Origin of the sequence: Burkholderia sp. AU17457 (assembly GCF_002223255.1) — a bacterium.
In the GTDB taxonomy this organism is placed as follows: domain Bacteria; phylum Pseudomonadota; class Gammaproteobacteria; order Burkholderiales; family Burkholderiaceae; genus Burkholderia; species Burkholderia sola.
The window spans coordinates 892,127-907,263 of sequence record NZ_NKFB01000005.1 but is presented as its reverse complement, the minus strand read 5'-3'; the positions used below and the strand labels follow the sequence as shown (position 1 = coordinate 907,263).

The 15,137-nt window shown below is 68.5% G+C and carries 12 protein-coding genes; 6 read left to right on the top strand and 6 right to left on the bottom strand.

What is annotated here, in order from left to right; genetic code table 11:
- Positions 1-33: 33 nt before the first annotated feature.
- Positions 34-621: an IMPACT family protein gene (locus tag CFB49_RS21340; protein WP_069616381.1), complete on the top strand. Its 588-nt coding sequence runs from the start codon at positions 34-36 to the stop codon at positions 619-621.
- A gap of 117 nt (positions 622-738) precedes the next feature.
- On the opposite strand, the gene ppk2 is transcribed toward CFB49_RS21340, so the two are convergent.
- Together ppk2 and ggt are read right to left on the bottom strand one after the other, a co-directional pair.
- The gene (gene ppk2 / locus CFB49_RS21335; RefSeq protein WP_069616380.1) at positions 739-1,689 is read right to left on the bottom strand and encodes a polyphosphate kinase 2; all 951 of its coding nucleotides are present in this window, start codon (positions 1,687-1,689) and stop codon (positions 739-741) included.
- 279 nt (positions 1,690-1,968) lie between these two features.
- Positions 1,969-3,690: a gamma-glutamyltransferase gene (gene ggt / locus CFB49_RS21330; protein ID WP_089492242.1), complete on the bottom strand. Its 1,722-nt coding sequence runs from the start codon at positions 3,688-3,690 to the stop codon at positions 1,969-1,971.
- 398 nt (positions 3,691-4,088) lie between these two features.
- Here ggt and CFB49_RS21325 point away from each other — a divergent pair, with 398 nt between their 5' ends.
- The 3 genes from CFB49_RS21325 to CFB49_RS21315 all read left to right on the top strand — a co-directional run bounded on the left by CFB49_RS21325 (position 4,089) and on the right by CFB49_RS21315 (position 10,706).
- On the top strand, positions 4,089-4,613 hold the full coding sequence (locus CFB49_RS21325) for a metal-dependent hydrolase (protein WP_069616378.1): 525 nt from the start codon (positions 4,089-4,091) through the stop codon (positions 4,611-4,613).
- A gap of 226 nt (positions 4,614-4,839) precedes the next feature.
- Complete coding sequence (locus CFB49_RS21320) at positions 4,840-9,291, top strand: DEAD/DEAH box helicase (RefSeq protein ID WP_089492241.1); 4,452 nt, start codon at positions 4,840-4,842, stop codon at positions 9,289-9,291.
- A 140-nt stretch (positions 9,292-9,431) separates the two neighbouring features.
- Complete coding sequence (locus CFB49_RS21315) at positions 9,432-10,706, top strand: APC family permease (protein ID WP_089492240.1); 1,275 nt, start codon at positions 9,432-9,434, stop codon at positions 10,704-10,706.
- A gap of 96 nt (positions 10,707-10,802) precedes the next feature.
- Here CFB49_RS21315 and CFB49_RS21310 read toward each other — a convergent pair whose 3' ends face one another.
- The 4 genes from CFB49_RS21310 to CFB49_RS21295 all read right to left on the bottom strand — a co-directional run bounded on the left by CFB49_RS21310 (position 10,803) and on the right by CFB49_RS21295 (position 13,468).
- Complete coding sequence (locus CFB49_RS21310) at positions 10,803-11,099, bottom strand: XRE family transcriptional regulator (protein ID WP_012338300.1); 297 nt, start codon at positions 11,097-11,099, stop codon at positions 10,803-10,805.
- A 74-nt stretch (positions 11,100-11,173) separates the two neighbouring features.
- The gene (locus CFB49_RS21305; RefSeq protein ID WP_069616582.1) at positions 11,174-11,533 is read right to left on the bottom strand and encodes a type II toxin-antitoxin system RelE/ParE family toxin; all 360 of its coding nucleotides are present in this window, start codon (positions 11,531-11,533) and stop codon (positions 11,174-11,176) included.
- Between the two features lie 133 nt (positions 11,534-11,666).
- Positions 11,667-12,653, bottom strand: a complete 987-nt coding sequence (gene pcaQ, locus CFB49_RS21300) for a pca operon transcription factor PcaQ (protein ID WP_089492239.1) — start codon at positions 12,651-12,653, stop codon at positions 11,667-11,669.
- A gap of 77 nt (positions 12,654-12,730) precedes the next feature.
- Positions 12,731-13,468, bottom strand: a complete 738-nt coding sequence (locus tag CFB49_RS21295; RefSeq protein ID WP_089492238.1) for a helix-turn-helix domain-containing protein — start codon at positions 13,466-13,468, stop codon at positions 12,731-12,733.
- A gap of 120 nt (positions 13,469-13,588) precedes the next feature.
- Between CFB49_RS21295 and CFB49_RS21290 the strand changes: the two genes are divergently transcribed.
- The gene (locus CFB49_RS21290) at positions 13,589-14,155 is read left to right on the top strand and encodes a YiiX/YebB-like N1pC/P60 family cysteine hydrolase (RefSeq protein ID WP_089492237.1); all 567 of its coding nucleotides are present in this window, start codon (positions 13,589-13,591) and stop codon (positions 14,153-14,155) included.
- 274 nt (positions 14,156-14,429) lie between these two features.
- A complete protein-coding gene (gene pcaH, locus CFB49_RS21285) occupies positions 14,430-15,137 on the top strand; it encodes a protocatechuate 3,4-dioxygenase subunit beta (protein ID WP_069616372.1) in 708 nt (235 codons plus the stop codon).

Here is a 15,137-nt window from a genome sequence, read left to right as displayed (position 1 = left end):
CTTGATTTCCCTACACTTTCCGCGTCGCGACGCATGAGTTACTCGCTCGCCACCTCTTACATCCGCGAACTCGAAATCCGCAAGAGCCGTTTCATCGCGTACGCGGTTCCGGTCGAGGACCGCGATGCCGCGATGCAGGTCCTGCAACGCCTGCGCGACGAGCATCCGGCGGCCACCCACGTGTGCTGGGCATTGCTGGCGGGCGGCCAGTCGGGTATGTCGGATGACGGCGAGCCGTCGGGAACCGCGGGCCGGCCGATCCTCGAAGTGCTGCGCCATCACGATCTCGACGGCGTGCTCGGCGCGGTCGTGCGTTACTACGGCGGCGTGAAGCTCGGTGCGGGCGGGTTGGTGCGTGCGTACACGGATGCGATCGCATCGGCGCTGCTCGATGCCGAGCGCGTCGAGCGCATTCGGCACACGCGGCTCGCGGTCGAGATCGGCTATCCGGAAGAGGCGCGCGTGCGCCGCTGGATTGAACAGGCCGGCTATGAACTGGTGGACAGCGCGTACGGGATGACGGTGAAGCTCGTGATCAAGCTGCCCGAAACCGCCGAAGCCGCGGCAAGAGCCGAACTGTTCGATCTGACGCAGGGGCGCTCCGGCTTCCCCGCATTGTAGGACGGACAGATTCCCGTGAAAAATCGCGACCGCGACCGCGCCGCGTGCCTGATCCACGAGTAACGCGCGCCGCGTTGCGCAGCGCGCCCCGCGGCCGGTCCGGCCGACCCGAACCGCTCAATAAACGTCCGGCACGATCATGTTGTCCGGCACCGGCCGGCGAATGTAATCCTCGTGATGCTCGCGCTGCGGCAGGTCGATCGTCGGGCGCGGCACCTCGTGATACGGCACCTGGCCCAGCAGATGGTGAATGCAGTTCAGCCGCGCGCGCTTCTTGTCGACGGCCTGCACGACCCACCACGGCGCCTCGGGAATATGCGTGCGCTGCAGCATCTCTTCCTTCGCGGCCGTATAAGCCTCCCAGCGGCGGCGGCTTTCGAGGTCCATCGGGCTCAGCTTCCACTGCTTCAGCGGATCCGCGATCCGGCTCTGGAAGCGCAGCTCCTGCTCGTGGTCGGTGATCGAGAACCAGTACTTGACGATCTGGATTCCGCTTCGCACGAGCATCTTCTCGAACTCGGGCACCGATCGGAAAAATTCCTCGTACTCGTCGTCGGTACAGAAATTCATCACGCGCTCGACGCCCGCGCGGTTGTACCAGCTGCGGTCGAACAGCACGATCTCGCCGCCGGCCGGCAGATGCGCGACATAGCGCTGGAAGTACCATTGCGTGCGCTCGCGGTTGTTCGGCGCCGGCAGCGCGGCAACCCGGCACACGCGCGGGTTCAGGCGCTGCGTGATGCGCTTGATCGCACCGCCCTTGCCGGCCGCGTCGCGCCCCTCGAAAATGACGACGAGCCGGTGTCCGGTATGTACGACCCAGTCCTGCAACTTCACGAGCTCGCCCTGCAGCCGGAACAGCTCGCGGAAATATTCCTTGCGCGCCTCACGGCGCTCGGGCGAGAACAGCAGGTCCTCGCCATCGTGGAAGCGACGGTCGTCGAGCTCCATCTCGAGCTCTTCGTCGTAGGCGTCGACGAGATCCTCCTCGAAACGGCGCTGGCGCGCTTCCATCGAGCTCGTATCGGTGCGGTTGTCGGTCTCGGTGCGGGTATCGTTGTCGCCCATGGGGCCTCCTTCCATCATTGACGCAACCAAACTCGTCCATTATCCCAGCGTCGCGCGTCAAATTCATGAAAACGGGCGGCCAAGCCGGTCAGCAGCGAAACGCGCGGGCCCGCGTCGGGCATGGCGGCTTCGGGGATATCCCCGAAGCCATTGCCGCGTGGATAGCGGACTGCACCCGAACGACCGGCTGAAAAAAATCGGCAGCCGGGTCGCAACACCGGCTGCCGAACGGCGCGCGCGGCCGCTGTCGCCGACGCGCGCATCGCTTCACGGTCAACGTCAACGAATAATCCGCGTCACGCCCCGCCCGCGCGGATCGGCCATCGCTTCCGGCGTCTTCCCGTCGATCTTGATGACCTGGATGTCGCCGCTGAAATCCTGCCCCTTCAGCGTATAGCCGCGCGCCTCGATCTGCTTCGCGAGTTCGCCTTCGATCGGGTGGTACGGCTCCCAGAAGATCGTGTTCGGCGGCAGCAACTGGTGATGGAAACGCATCGCGCCGACCGCTTCCTTCAGCGGCATCTTGAAGTCGTAGATGTTGTTGATCACCTGGAAGATCGACGTGAAGATGCGCGAGCCGCCCGGCGTGCCGATCACCAGCGACACCTTGCCGTCCTTCGTCATGATCGTCGGCGACATCGACGACAGCGGGCGCTTCTTCGGTTCGATCGCGTTCGCGTCGCTGCCGACCACGCCGAACATGTTCGCGACGCCCGGCTTCGCGGAGAAGTCGTCCATCTCGTCGTTCAGCACGATGCCCGTGCCGTCGGCGATCACGCCCGAGCCGAAATAGCCGTTGATCGTGTACGTGTTCGACACCGCGTTGCCCCACTTGTCGACCACCGAGAAGTGCGTCGTTTCGGCCTTCTCCGGCATCGTCGTGCCGAGACCCGGCTGCACGCTCTTCGTGTCCGACGGCTCCTTCGGGTTGACCTCGGCCGCGCGCTTCGCGATGTACGCGTCGTCGGTCAGCTGCGCGATCGGCACCTTGTAGAAGTCGGGATCGCCGAGATACTGCGCCCGATCGGCGAACACGCGCTTCTCGATTTCCGCGACGAGGTGGATGTACTGCGGCGAGTTGAGCTTCACGCCCTCGAAGTCCTGCTTGAGGTCGGCCTTCATCTTCAGCAACTGCACGAGGCCGATGCCGCCGGAGCTCGGCGGCGGCGCGGTGATCACGTCATAGCCGTTCCACTTCGCCTGCACCGGCTGGCGCCACACCGCGCGGTACTGCGCGAGATCTTCGGTCGTGATCAGCCCGTTGCCGTCGCCGGTCTTCATCGACGCGGCGATCAGCTCGGCCGTCTTGCCCTTGTAGAAGCCTTCCGCGCCGTCGTTCGCGATGCGCGTCAGCACGTCGGCGAGATCGGGCTGCTTGAAGTTCGCGCCAGCCTTCAGCCCGGAAAAATACTTGTCGAAGTTGGTCTTGCCGCCGAACTCCTTCGATGCGTCGACGCCGCGCTGCGCGAGCTGTTCGTCGACGACGAAGCCGTCGCGCGCGTAGTGGATCGCCGGCGCGAGCACCTGCTTCCATTTCAGCTTGCCGAAGCGCTTCTGCGCTTCCCACATGCCCGCGACCGTGCCCGGCACGCCGACCGCGCGCGGGCCGTACAGGCTCATGCCCTTGACGACGTTGCCGTCCTTGTCGAGGTACATGTCCTTCGTCGCGGCGAGCGGCGCACGCTCGCGGTAATCGATGAAGTACGGCTTGCCGTCCTTGTAGATCGTCATGAAGCCGCCGCCGCCGATGTTGCCGGCTTCCGGGTACGTGACGGCCAGCGTGAACGCGATCGCGACGGCCGCGTCGATCGCGTTGCCGCCTTCCTTGAAGATCCGCTCCGCGGCATCCGCGCTGTACTTGTCGGCGACCGCCACCGCCGAGCTCGTCAGGACCGCGGGCTGCGGCCCTTTCGCGTAGGCGGGCGCGTTCGGCAGGAAACCGATGCCGGCCACCGTCGCCAGCACGGCGGCGGTTGATTTGAAGCGATTCAGCGTAGTCATTGCATGTCCCCCATGTGGATCTCCTTCAGGCACGACAAGCGCCTGATCCGTGGATGGCCGCTGGCGCGCCGACGGCCATATGCCGGCTTCGTAGTATAGGGGGACAAAAAGGGTCGAACACGCGGCCCGCGACGAAAGCGTGCCGCTTGTGAGCGGCGCGTCACGTTGCGGCGCCGCGACGCGCACGTGGAGCGTTCGACGCCACCTGCGGCGCGCGCCGTCGCGCAGTGCACAAAACCGAAAGTTGCGAACCGCACAGCATGCTACGCACGGCTCGCAAAAAAATCTGCCAACGTCCCGCGCGCGGCACAGGCCGATCTGCGAAGATAGCGCCCCGCTTGCGCGTCGCATCGTCGTTTCGTGCACGCGCCGCTTCACGTTTCTTCGTCTCGCTCCCTATGGCATCACACAATGCGCATCACGCGTCCGGCTTCGCGGCCGGCGTCGCCGCCGCCGTCCTCGTCGCGCAAACCGGCGCAACCGGCCCGTGGCACTCGGGCATGCTCGCCGCGTTCGCGGCGGGCGTCGCGGGCGGCACCGCGCCCGACTGGCTCGAAGTCGCCTGGTGGAGCCGCAAGCGCCGCCTGTGGATCACGCATCGCACGCTTACGCACTGGGGTATCGGCTGGGTCGCGCTGCTCGCGCTCGGCTGGCACGGGCTCATTCATCATCCGCATCCGCTGTGGGCTGCGCCGCTGTTCGGTTTCGCCTGCGGCGGCGTGATGCACCTGCTCGCCGACTGGCCCAATCCGCTCGGCGTACCGTGGATCTGGCGGCGCCATTCGCTCAACCTGTGGAACAGCGGGCATTGCGACCTGATCGTGGTGGCCGCCGCCTGGGGCGGCACGCTGTGGCTCGCGCAGTCGCTGTGGTCGCGTGCGGCGCTGGTCGAACACTGGCTCGGCTGGCTGCATCGCGTCTAGCGGCTCGCCCCCAGTTGCAATTCGACACAATTCAGCGCGCGCTCGGCGTGCCGGCGGGCACGCAACTTTCCGTCCATTGAAAGCGCGGTGCGGGCCCCCATCTGCATGGAAATCGCCGGCACGCATGCCCGGCACGCGCATGCGACGTCTGGCACACTGACGATTCGATTCGCGTGCGACGCGTCCGCACGCTCGCACCCCGCTCGCACCCTATTTCAACGTTCCGATGGACGTCACAGCTACCCGCCCTGCCGCCCGTGCGCTCGACGTGTTCCACCCGGCCGTCGCCGCGTGGTTCCGGCGCACGTTCGCCGCGCCGACCGGCGCGCAGGCGCTCGCGTGGCCGCACATCAAGGCCGGCCGCTCGACGCTCGTCGCCGCGCCGACCGGCTCCGGCAAGACGCTCACCGCGTTCCTGTGCGCGCTCGACGATCTCGTGCGCGATGCGCTCGCGCACGACGGCACGCTGCCCGACGCGACGCTGGTCGTCTACGTGTCGCCGCTGAAGGCGCTGTCGAACGACATCCACGTGAACCTCGACGCGCCGCTCGCCGGCATCGCGGAATCGCTCGCGCAACTCGGCCTGCCGGTGCCCGCGATCCGCACCGCGGTACGCACCGGCGACACGACGCAGGCCGAACGCGCTGCGCTGCGCAAACGCGCGCCGCACATCCTCGTCACCACACCCGAATCGCTGTACGTGCTGCTGTCGTCCACGTCGGGGCGGCAGATGCTGTCGAACGTGCGCTCGGTCATCGTCGACGAAATCCATGCGCTTGCATCGTCCAAGCGCGGCAGCCATCTCGCGCTGTCGCTCGAACGCCTCGACGCGCTGGTCGGCCGTGCGCTGCCGCGCATCGGGCTGTCGGCCACGCAAAAGCCGATCGACGCGGTCGCGCGCTTCCTCGTCGGCGGGCCGGCCGACGCGCCGCGCGACTGCGCGATCGTCGATACCGGCCACACGCGCGAGCGCGATCTCGCGCTGGAACTGCCGAACGTGCCGCTCGAACCGGTGATGGCGACCGACGTGTGGGAACAGGTGTACGACCGCATCGCCGGGCTCGCGGCCGCGCATCGCACGACGCTGGTGTTCGTCAACACGCGCCGCACCGCCGAGCGCATGGCGCGTCATCTCGCCGACCGGCTCGGCAAGGATGCAATCGCCGCGCATCACGGCAGTCTCGCGAAGGAGCACCGCTTCGACGCCGAGCAGCGCCTGAAGCGCGGTGAACTGAAGCTGCTCGTCGCGACCGCGTCGCTCGAACTCGGCATCGACATCGGCGACGTCGATCTCGTCTGCCAGGTCGGTTCACCGCGCGGCATCGCGCCGTTCCTGCAACGCGTCGGCCGCTCGGGGCATCATGTCGGCGGCGTGCCGAAGGGGCGGCTCTTTCCGCTGTCGCGCGACGAACTGGTCGAATGCGCGGCGCTGCTCGACTGCGTGCAGCGCGGCGAACTCGACGCGCTGCGGATTCCCGAAGCGCCGCTCGACGTGCTCGCGCAGCAGATCGTCGCCGAAGTCGCGTGCACGGAATGGCAGGAAGACGCGCTGTATGCGAGCTTCACGCGCGCCGCGCCGTACGCGCGGCTGACGCGTGAACGCTTCGACGAAGTGATGAAAATGCTCGCCGAAGGGTTCACGAGCCGTCGCGGCGTGCGCGGCGCGTACCTGCACCGCGACGTGGTCGGCGGCACCGTGCGCGGCCGCCGCAACGCGATGATGACCGCGACCACTTCCGGCGGCACGATCCCCGACATGGCCGACTATGCGGTGCTGCTCGAACCGCAGGGCATCCAGGTCGGCACCATCAACGAGGATTTCGCGATCGAGAGCCTCGCCGGCGACGTGTTCCAGCTCGGCAACCAGTCGTACCGGATCATTCGCGTGGAAACGGGCCGCGTGCGCGTCGAGGATGCGCAGGGGCAATCGCCGAGCATTCCGTTCTGGCTCGGCGAGGGGCTCGGGCGCAGCGACGAACTGTCGGCGGCGGTCGGCCGGCTGCGTGCGCGGCTCGACGCGCTGTTTGCGGAAGGCGGCCGGCAGGCCGGCACCGCCGGACGCAAGCGCGCCGGCGGCAACGCCGCGAGCAATGCGCAAGCGCAAGCCTCAACCGCAATCGCGCTCGCCCCCACCGAAAGCCGCCTCGCGCCCGCGTTGCGCTGGCTCGTCGACGATCTGCACCTGTCGCCCGATGCCGCGCGCCAGATCGCCGACTACCTCGCGCGCACCCGCGCCGCGCTCGGCGCGTTGCCGACGCAGGACACGCTCGTGATGGAGCGTTTCTTCGACGAATCGGGCGGCACGCAGCTCGTGATCCATTCGCCGTTCGGCAGCCGGATCAACCGCGCATGGGGGCTCGCGCTGCGCAAACGCTTCTGCCGCAACTTCAACTTCGAATTGCAGGCCGCCGCGACGGACGACGCGATCATCCTGTCGCTGTCGCTCGCGCACAGCTTCGCGCTCGACGAAGTGTGGCGCTACCTGCGTTCGGCCAGCGCCGAGCACGTGCTGATCCAGGCGCTGCTCGATGCGCCGATGTTCGGCGTGCGCTGGCGCTGGAACGCGACCACCGCGCTCGCGCTGCCGCGCTTCACCGGCGGCAGGCGCACCGCGCCGCAATTGCAGCGGATGAAGAGCGACGATCTGCTCGCGACGGTGTTCCCCGATCAGGCCGCGTGCCTCGAGAACATCGTCGGCGAACGCGAGATTCCGCATCATCCGCTCGTCGACCAGACGCTCGACGACTGCCTGCACGACGCGATGGACACCGACGGCTGGCTCGCGCTGCTGCGCCGGATCGAAAGCGGCGCGATCGAGCTCGTCGCGCGCGACTTGCCCGCGCCGTCGCCGCTCGCGGCCGAGATCCTGAACGCGAAGCCCTACGCGTTCCTCGACGACGCGCCGCTGGAAGAGCGCCGCACGCAGGCCGTGCAGTCGCGCCGATGGAGCGATCCCGAATCGGCCGACGATCTCGGTGCGCTCGACGCCGACGCGATCGACGCGGTGCGCGACGAAGCGTGGCCGCTCGTGCGCGACGCCGACGAAATGCACGATGCACTGCTCACGCTCGCGTGCGTCGCCGACAGCGAGGCGCATACCCACGCGGGCTGGCCCGAACGACTCGCGGAACTCGCGGAACGCCGCCGCGCGACGAAGCTCGCGACGCCGGGTGGCGCCGCGCTGTGGGTGCCGGTCGAACGGCTCGTCTGCCTCCGCGCGCTGCACCCCGATGCCCGCGCGACACCGGCGCTCAAGGTGCCGGCCGCGTGCGCGCAGCCGTGGGAAGCCGACGCGGCGCTCGTCGACGTGATCCGCGCGCGGCTCACCGGCTTCGGGCCGCTGACGCTCGATGCGATCGCCACGCCGCTCGGCCTGCCGCCCGCGCCGGTGGCGACGGCGCTCGCGGCGCTGGAGCGCGAAGGCTACGTGATGCGCGGCCGCTTCACGCCGGGCGCGACGACCGACGAATGGTGCGAACGCCATCTGCTCGCGCGCATTCATCGCTATACGGTGAAGCGGCTGCGCCGCGAGATCGAGCCGGTCGAGCGCGCCGATTTCATGCGCTTCCTGTTCCACTGGCAGCACCTGACACCCGACATGCGCGGCACCGGCCGCGACGCGCTGGCAGCCGTGGTCGAACAGCTCGAAGGCTACGAGGCCGCGGCAAGCGCGTGGGAAGACGCGCTGCTACCCGCGCGGCTCACCGACTATACGGCGGGCGGCCTCGACGAGCTGTGCCGCTCGGGCAAGCTGGTGTGGACCCGCATCGGCGCGCCGGCGCGCGCGGCCGGCACGCCCGTGAAGACGACGCCGATCGTGCTGCTGCCCCGCCGCCATCTTTCCGCGTGGCAGGCGCTGCGCGATCCCGACGCGCAACCGGCGCTGTCCGCACGCGCCACGCAAGTGCGCGACGCGCTCGCCGCGCACGGCGCGATGTTCTTCGATGCGCTGCTCGACGATCTGCACATGCTGCCCGTCGAACTCGAACAGGCCCTCGGCGAACTCGTGTCGGCCGGCCTCGTGAATGCGGACAGCTACGCGGGCCTGCGCGCGCTGCTGAAGCCGGCCGTCAAGCGCAGCGCGACCTATGCGCCGCGCACGCGCCGCGGCGGCGCGCTGATCGGCGGGATGGACGACGCGGGCCGCTGGGCGCTCGTGCAGCGTCAGGCACGGCCGGGCGACGACGCGCCCGCGCCGAAACGCAGCCTCGCCACGACCGATCCCGACGCGCTCGAACATATCGTGTGGACGCTGCTGCGCCGCTATGGCGTCGTGTTCTGGCGGTTGCTCGAACGCGAAGCCGACTGGCTGCCCAGTTGGCGCGAACTCGTGCGCGTGCTGCAGCGCCTCGAAGCACGCGGCGAGATTCGCGGCGGTCGCTTCGTCGCCGGGCTCGCGGGCGAGCAGTTCGCGCTGCCCGAGGCCATCCCGATCCTGCGCGAACTGCGACGGCAGCCGGGCGACGGACAATACATATGCGTGACGGGCGCCGATCCGCTGAATCTCGCCGGCACGCTATTGCCGGGCGACAAGGTGCCGGCGCTGGCGGGCAATCGCGTGCTGTTCCGCGACGGCGTGCCCGTCGCGTCGCTGGTATCGGGTACGTTCCACTACGCGCCCGACCTGTCGCCCGCCGCGCGCGAGGACGCGCGCCTGCGGCTCGCACGATCCTGCTGACATCGGCTGACACGCATGCGGCACGAGACTACTGATCGCCGGGCCGCGGGGATGCCATCGTTCGGGTAGCATCGAACGATCGACCGCGCGGGCTTTCGCGCGTCATCCACACAAAACAAGACTCCCGGAGACTGCCGCTCATGCCTTCGCATGCCGATTCGCCCGCTGCTCATCATGCGGGTTCGCTGACCATTTTCCAGGGCGCCGCGCTCTATATCGGCGCGGTGCTCGGCACCGGCGTGATCGCGCTGCCCGCACTCGCCGCCGAAGTCGCGGGGCCGGCCTCGCTGCTCGCATGGGCAGCGCTCGTCGTGCTGTCCGGGCCGCTCGCGGCCACCTTCGCCGCACTCGGCGCCCGCTATCCCGATGCGGGCGGCGTATCGACCTACGCGCGGCGCGCATTCGGCCCGAAGGCCGCGGCCATCGTCGGCTGGTGCTTCTATTTCGCGGTGCCGGCCGGCGCACCGGCGGCCGCGATGTTCGGCGGCGCATACGTCGCGGCCGTCACGGGCGGCGGGCACACGACGGTCATCATCACGGCCGCCGCACTGATCGCGACCGTGTCGGCCGCGAACGCGTTCGGCGTCACCGTGTCGGGCCGCGTGCAACTGGTGTTGTCGGCGCTGCTCGTCGCGCTGCTGCTTGTCGCGGTGCTTGCGTCCGCGCCGCATGCGCGCACCGTGAACCTGCATCCGTTCGCCCCGCATGGCTGGCTCGCGGTCGGCCAGGCCGCCGCGCTGCTCGTATGGAGCTTCGCCGGCTGGGAAGCGATCACCCATCTCGCCGCCGAATTCCGCCGGCCCGCGCATGACATGCCGCGCTCGGCCGGGATCGCCGTCGTGGTCGTCGGGTTCCTGTATCTGTCGGTCGCCGCCGCGAGCGTGACGGTGCTCGGGCCTTCCGCGGGCGCATCGGGCGCGCCGCTCGCCGAACTGATCGCGGGCGGCATCGGCGGCCATGCGCAGGTGCTGGCCGCCGCCGCCGCGCTGCTGCTCACACTCGGCACGATGAACGCGTATTTCGCGGGCGCGGCCAAGCTCGGCGCGGCGCTCGGACGCGACGGCGCGCTGCCTGCGTGGCTCGCGCAAGGCAGCCAGGTCGGCGGCGTGCCGCGCCGCAGCCTCGGCGTGATCGCCGTGCTCGCGGCCGTCGCACTGGCCGCCACGGCGCTGTCGGACGTCGGACCGAAGCCGCTCGTGCTCGTGACGTCCGGATGTTTCGTGATGGTGTACGGGCTCGGCGCGGCGGCCGCGCTGAAACTGCTGCCGCGTGGCGGCATCGCGTATCGCTGCGCGTGGATTTCGCTGATTGCGGTCGCCGGACTGTTCATGACGACCGGCTGGTATTTCCTGTTCCCGCTGCTGCTTGCGGGCGGCGCGCTGCTTTATCTGCAGATCACCGGCCCGCGCAAATGACCCAACATGCGCCCGCGGGCCGACGCCGGCCCGCTCGCCGCGCCCGGCGCGCGAACCATCACGTCGAGCCGGCCGTGCGCCGTTCGTTCGCGCCGCTCAGGCCGGCACCAGCTCGAAGCTGAGCCGTTTGCCGAGCGCGGCGGCCGCGCTCGCGAGCGTCGCCAGCGTGAGGCTCGTGTCGGTTTCGTCGAGCAGACGGTTGAGCGCGGCGCGGCTGGTTTTCATCCGCGCGGCCATCGCCGTTTTCGTGATGTGCTGCGCCTTCATTTCCTGCCCGATCTGCCACGCGATCACGCGCTTGATCGCGGTGGCGGTGGCTGCTTCGAGATTGCCGTCCGCTTCGAGGAAGGCGTCGAAATCGCTGCCGATATGCGGATTGTTCGTGGTCGTCATGTCGTACTCCAGGTGCATGGCGTTGCCGGCTGCCCGACCGTCGGAGACGGTGCGTTCCGGCGCAACCGGGGAATTCAGATGGCGTGCGTCAGCGCTTTCAGGCGCGCGACGGTGACGTCGAGATCGTCCGACGGCGTGGCCCGCGACTGCTTGAAGAAGCCGTGCAGCAGCACCATCGTGTCGCCGACGACCGTGAACATCACGCGAGCGCTTCGCCCCGGCACCGCCACGCGGATCTCCCACAGATCCTTCGCCATCTTGCGGACCAGCGGCATGCCGAGCGGCCAGCCGAGTTGAACGGTCTTGATCTCTTCGCCGATCGCCCTTCGCTCCACTCGCCCGAGCGCGTTGAGCCATTCGCGCACCGGCTCGTTACCGCGGGCCGTCCGGAAGAACCGCACGCCGAGCGTGACCTGAATCTGCTGTCTCGCCATCGTCTTGTCGTCCATCGTATCAAAAACGGTACGATATGCCAAGCACCCCGATGACGGCTACTGGCCGGATGGCCAATCCTGCAGCAAGAAAGGGAAAGGAGATGAGGTCCGGCGCACCGCCAGGCCCGGTGGATCAACGCTTGCCGCGAGCAGGCTTGCGCGCCGCGCGTGGCGCCCGGTGCGGGCGCGCATCGCCGAACCGCGACCGTGCGATGTCGCGCACCGCGTCGATCAGCGTCCGAGCGACCGGCGACGGTTGCGCATCGGTACGCAGCACGAGCCCGACCGGCTCGTCGGTGCCCGCCGACGGCAGCGGCAGGCGCGCCAGCGCGCCGGCCGACAGATCGTATTCGGCCGCATAGAGCGGCACGAACCAGACCGCGTCGTTCTCGAGCGCAAGCGCGCGCGCGACCGATACCGACAGCACCTCGATGAACGAATCCAGCGGCGGTGCGCCGCATGCGCCGAGCAGTTGCTCGGCGGACTGGCGGATCAGCGTGCCGAACGGCGGCAGCACGACCGGATAGCGCGCCAGCTCGGCGGCCGGCGCCACGCTCGCGAGGAGCGGATGCCCGGCGCGCACGACCGCGACGAGCGGCTCGTTGTACAACTGCTCGAACGCGAGCCCGATCATCCGCTCCGGCTCCGACAGCCGCCCGATCGCGCATTCGATCGCGCCGGATTTCAGACGCTCGAGCAACTCGGCGTTCGCGGCCGTCGCGATCCGCACGACGATGCGCGGCCAGCGTGCGGTCAGCGCCTTCATCAAGGCCGGCGCGAGCGAGGCCGCGACGGTCGGCAGCATGCCGATTTCCAGCGTCGCGGCGGCGGCCCCGCCCTCGCGCGCCAGCAGCCCGACGCCCTGCCGCAGCGCCAGCACGCACGCATTCGCGTGAGGCATGAACAGCTGCGCTTCGCGGGTCGGCTGCGCGCCGTGCCGGCCGCGCTCGAACAGCTTCACGCCGAGAATCGCCTCCAGCTCGGCGATCGTCTTCGACACGGCCGGTTGGGTGATCGACAGGCTTTCCGCCGCCTTCTGCACGCCGCCCAGCTGCGCGACCGCGAGAAAGCACTGCAGGTGCCGGAATTTGACGCGGCCGTCGGCGATACGGTTATTCATAACGAGAGGTTATGCGCAGGACGATGAATCGCCATTTTGCATAACTTTCCGGAAAGGCCCAAGCGTTCGGGACGACGTCATGCATGGCGCCGCAGCGCGTGGAATCCGGTCGGCTCCCAGATCCGCTTCGCGATCAGCAGGGCCGTGCCGTGCTTCTGCCCCAGCGGCGCGGACGACGACTCCGCGTGCAGCGCCGCCGCCTTGCTGCTGAGCCGCCGCAGTTCCTGTTCGAGCTCCGCGGCGGCCGCGTCCGTCAGCATTCCTTGCAGGAAGGTCATCGTCTCGCCCGGGCCGTCGAAGCGGCTGCCGAGAAAATCGTCGAGCACGTGCGCATGGAAGTAACGGCGAATCGGCCCGCCCGGCAGCCAGTCGAAATCGCGCGCGACGCGCACGCGAATCCGGTCGCCGGGCAGCAGCGCGATCACGTTCATCCGGTCGAGCATCAGCAGATATTTCACGCACTCGGCCTGCGTGAGCCGATAGGCCGACACGATGTCCTGCACGGTCCAGTAGTTGACCGCGCAGACAGCGACCAGCAGCAGCTTCTCGTCCGACACCAGCAACGCCTCCTGCTGCTCGGTCAGCACGCGCAAGCGCGGTGCGGATGCCGACGCTTCCTGCACGAGTTCGGCGAGCGTATAGCCGAGCAACTGCGCGATCTCCGCGACGCGCTCCAGCGTGAAGCGGCCGCTCGCGAACAGCCGCTTCACGCTCGTCTCGGACACGTCGAGCGCACGCGCGACGTCCCGGTAAGTCATTCCCTGCGCCTTCAGCTGGCGCTTCAGCGTTTCGATCAGTTGGGCGGTCTCGGTCATATTGGTATCAAAAAATGATGCTCGAAGTCGGATATTAGGCTACTTGCGCATCCACATCAGCACTTTTGGTTACTTGTCTGCATAATCCGCTCCGTCCTGTCACGCAACGACGGAGCCGAAATGACCACCCGAATCGACACTGCCTTCCGCGAACCGCACCACGCCGCCCCGCGCGATGCACGCGACACCGCTCGCACGATGCCGCTCACGACCGTGCGCACGCTGGCCGCCGGCGCACATGTCGGCGATCTGGTGTTCATCCGCGTACCGGCCGGGACACCGGATGCCGCGGCTGACGCGTCCGACACCTGGGCCAATCGCTTCGGCATCGTCGTCGATACGTCAGGCGACGAACCGCTGATCGCCGAGTCCACCGCGTTCGCGTGGACAAAACTCACGCCGCTGTCGCGCTTCATCGCCCGCGCCGACGGCGGACGCATCGCACTGGCGCGCCGCCTCGCCGCAGCGTCGGCCGACGCGCAGCGTCACGTCCATGCGCTGGCCGAACAGCGAATCGATACGCTGCTCGGCAGTCGCTTGAACCCGCGGGCGCGGCGCGGCTTCTGCGCGCAGTACGTGACCGACGTGCTCGGTGCCGGCCTCGCGTCGACACCGTCGGCCCTGCTGCGCAGCGGCACGTTGGCGCTCGAATTCGACGGGATCGTGTTCGATTCTCGTCATCCATGACGACGGGCACGCTCGGGGAGACCGGATAACAACGAGAACGAAAGACAAAAACAGCGACGGGCTGGCTGGAGGGCCGTGCACGGGGTCGTCACCGACGACGCGAAGCCCGATCGCTTTTTCCGCCGGACAGGTTTCCTGTCCGGCGGAATTTTCATGGTGGGCACCACCATAACGAACGGTTATGCGATTCGCGAAAAAAGGTCATTTTGCATAACTTTCCGGATTAGCTAAAGTCGTGCCGTCCACTTCGCGAAAAACTGACAGGAGACGCCCGATGGATTCCCCCACGATCCTCACGCCGCGCGACTGGCCGTCGCATCCGGCCTATGTTCACCCCGAGTACCGTTCGTCCGTGAAGCGCGGCCCGACCCGCCCGCTGATCCCGCTGAAGGAGAAACTGCGCGACCATTACGCGCCCGTCTATGGCGCGGAGGATCTCGGCGCGCTCGACCACGACCTGACGAAGAACGCCGTGAAGAACGGCGAGCCGCTCGGCGAGCGGATGATCGTCACCGGCCGCGTGCTCGACGAAGGCGGCAAGCCCGTGCGCAACACGCTCGTCGAGGTGTGGCAGGCCAACGCGGCCGGCCGCTACGTGCACAAGGTCGACCAGCACGACGCGCCGCTCGACCCGAACTTCCTCGGCGCGGGCCGGTGCCTGACCGACGACGAAGGCCGCTACCGCTTCCTGACGATCAAGCCCGGTGCGTATCCGTGGGGCAACCATCCGAACGCGTGGCGCCCGAATCACATCCACTTCTCGCTGTTCGGCGATTATTTCGGCTCGCGTCTCGTCACGCAGATGTACTTCCCCGGCGATCCACTGCTCGCGTACGACCCGATCTTCCAGGGCACGCCCGAGGCCGCGCGCGATCGCCTGATCTCGCGCTTCTCGATGGACATCACCGAAGAAGGCTATGCGCTCGGCTACGAATTCGACATCGTGCTGCGCGGCCGCGACGCCACCCCGATGGAGCGCTGA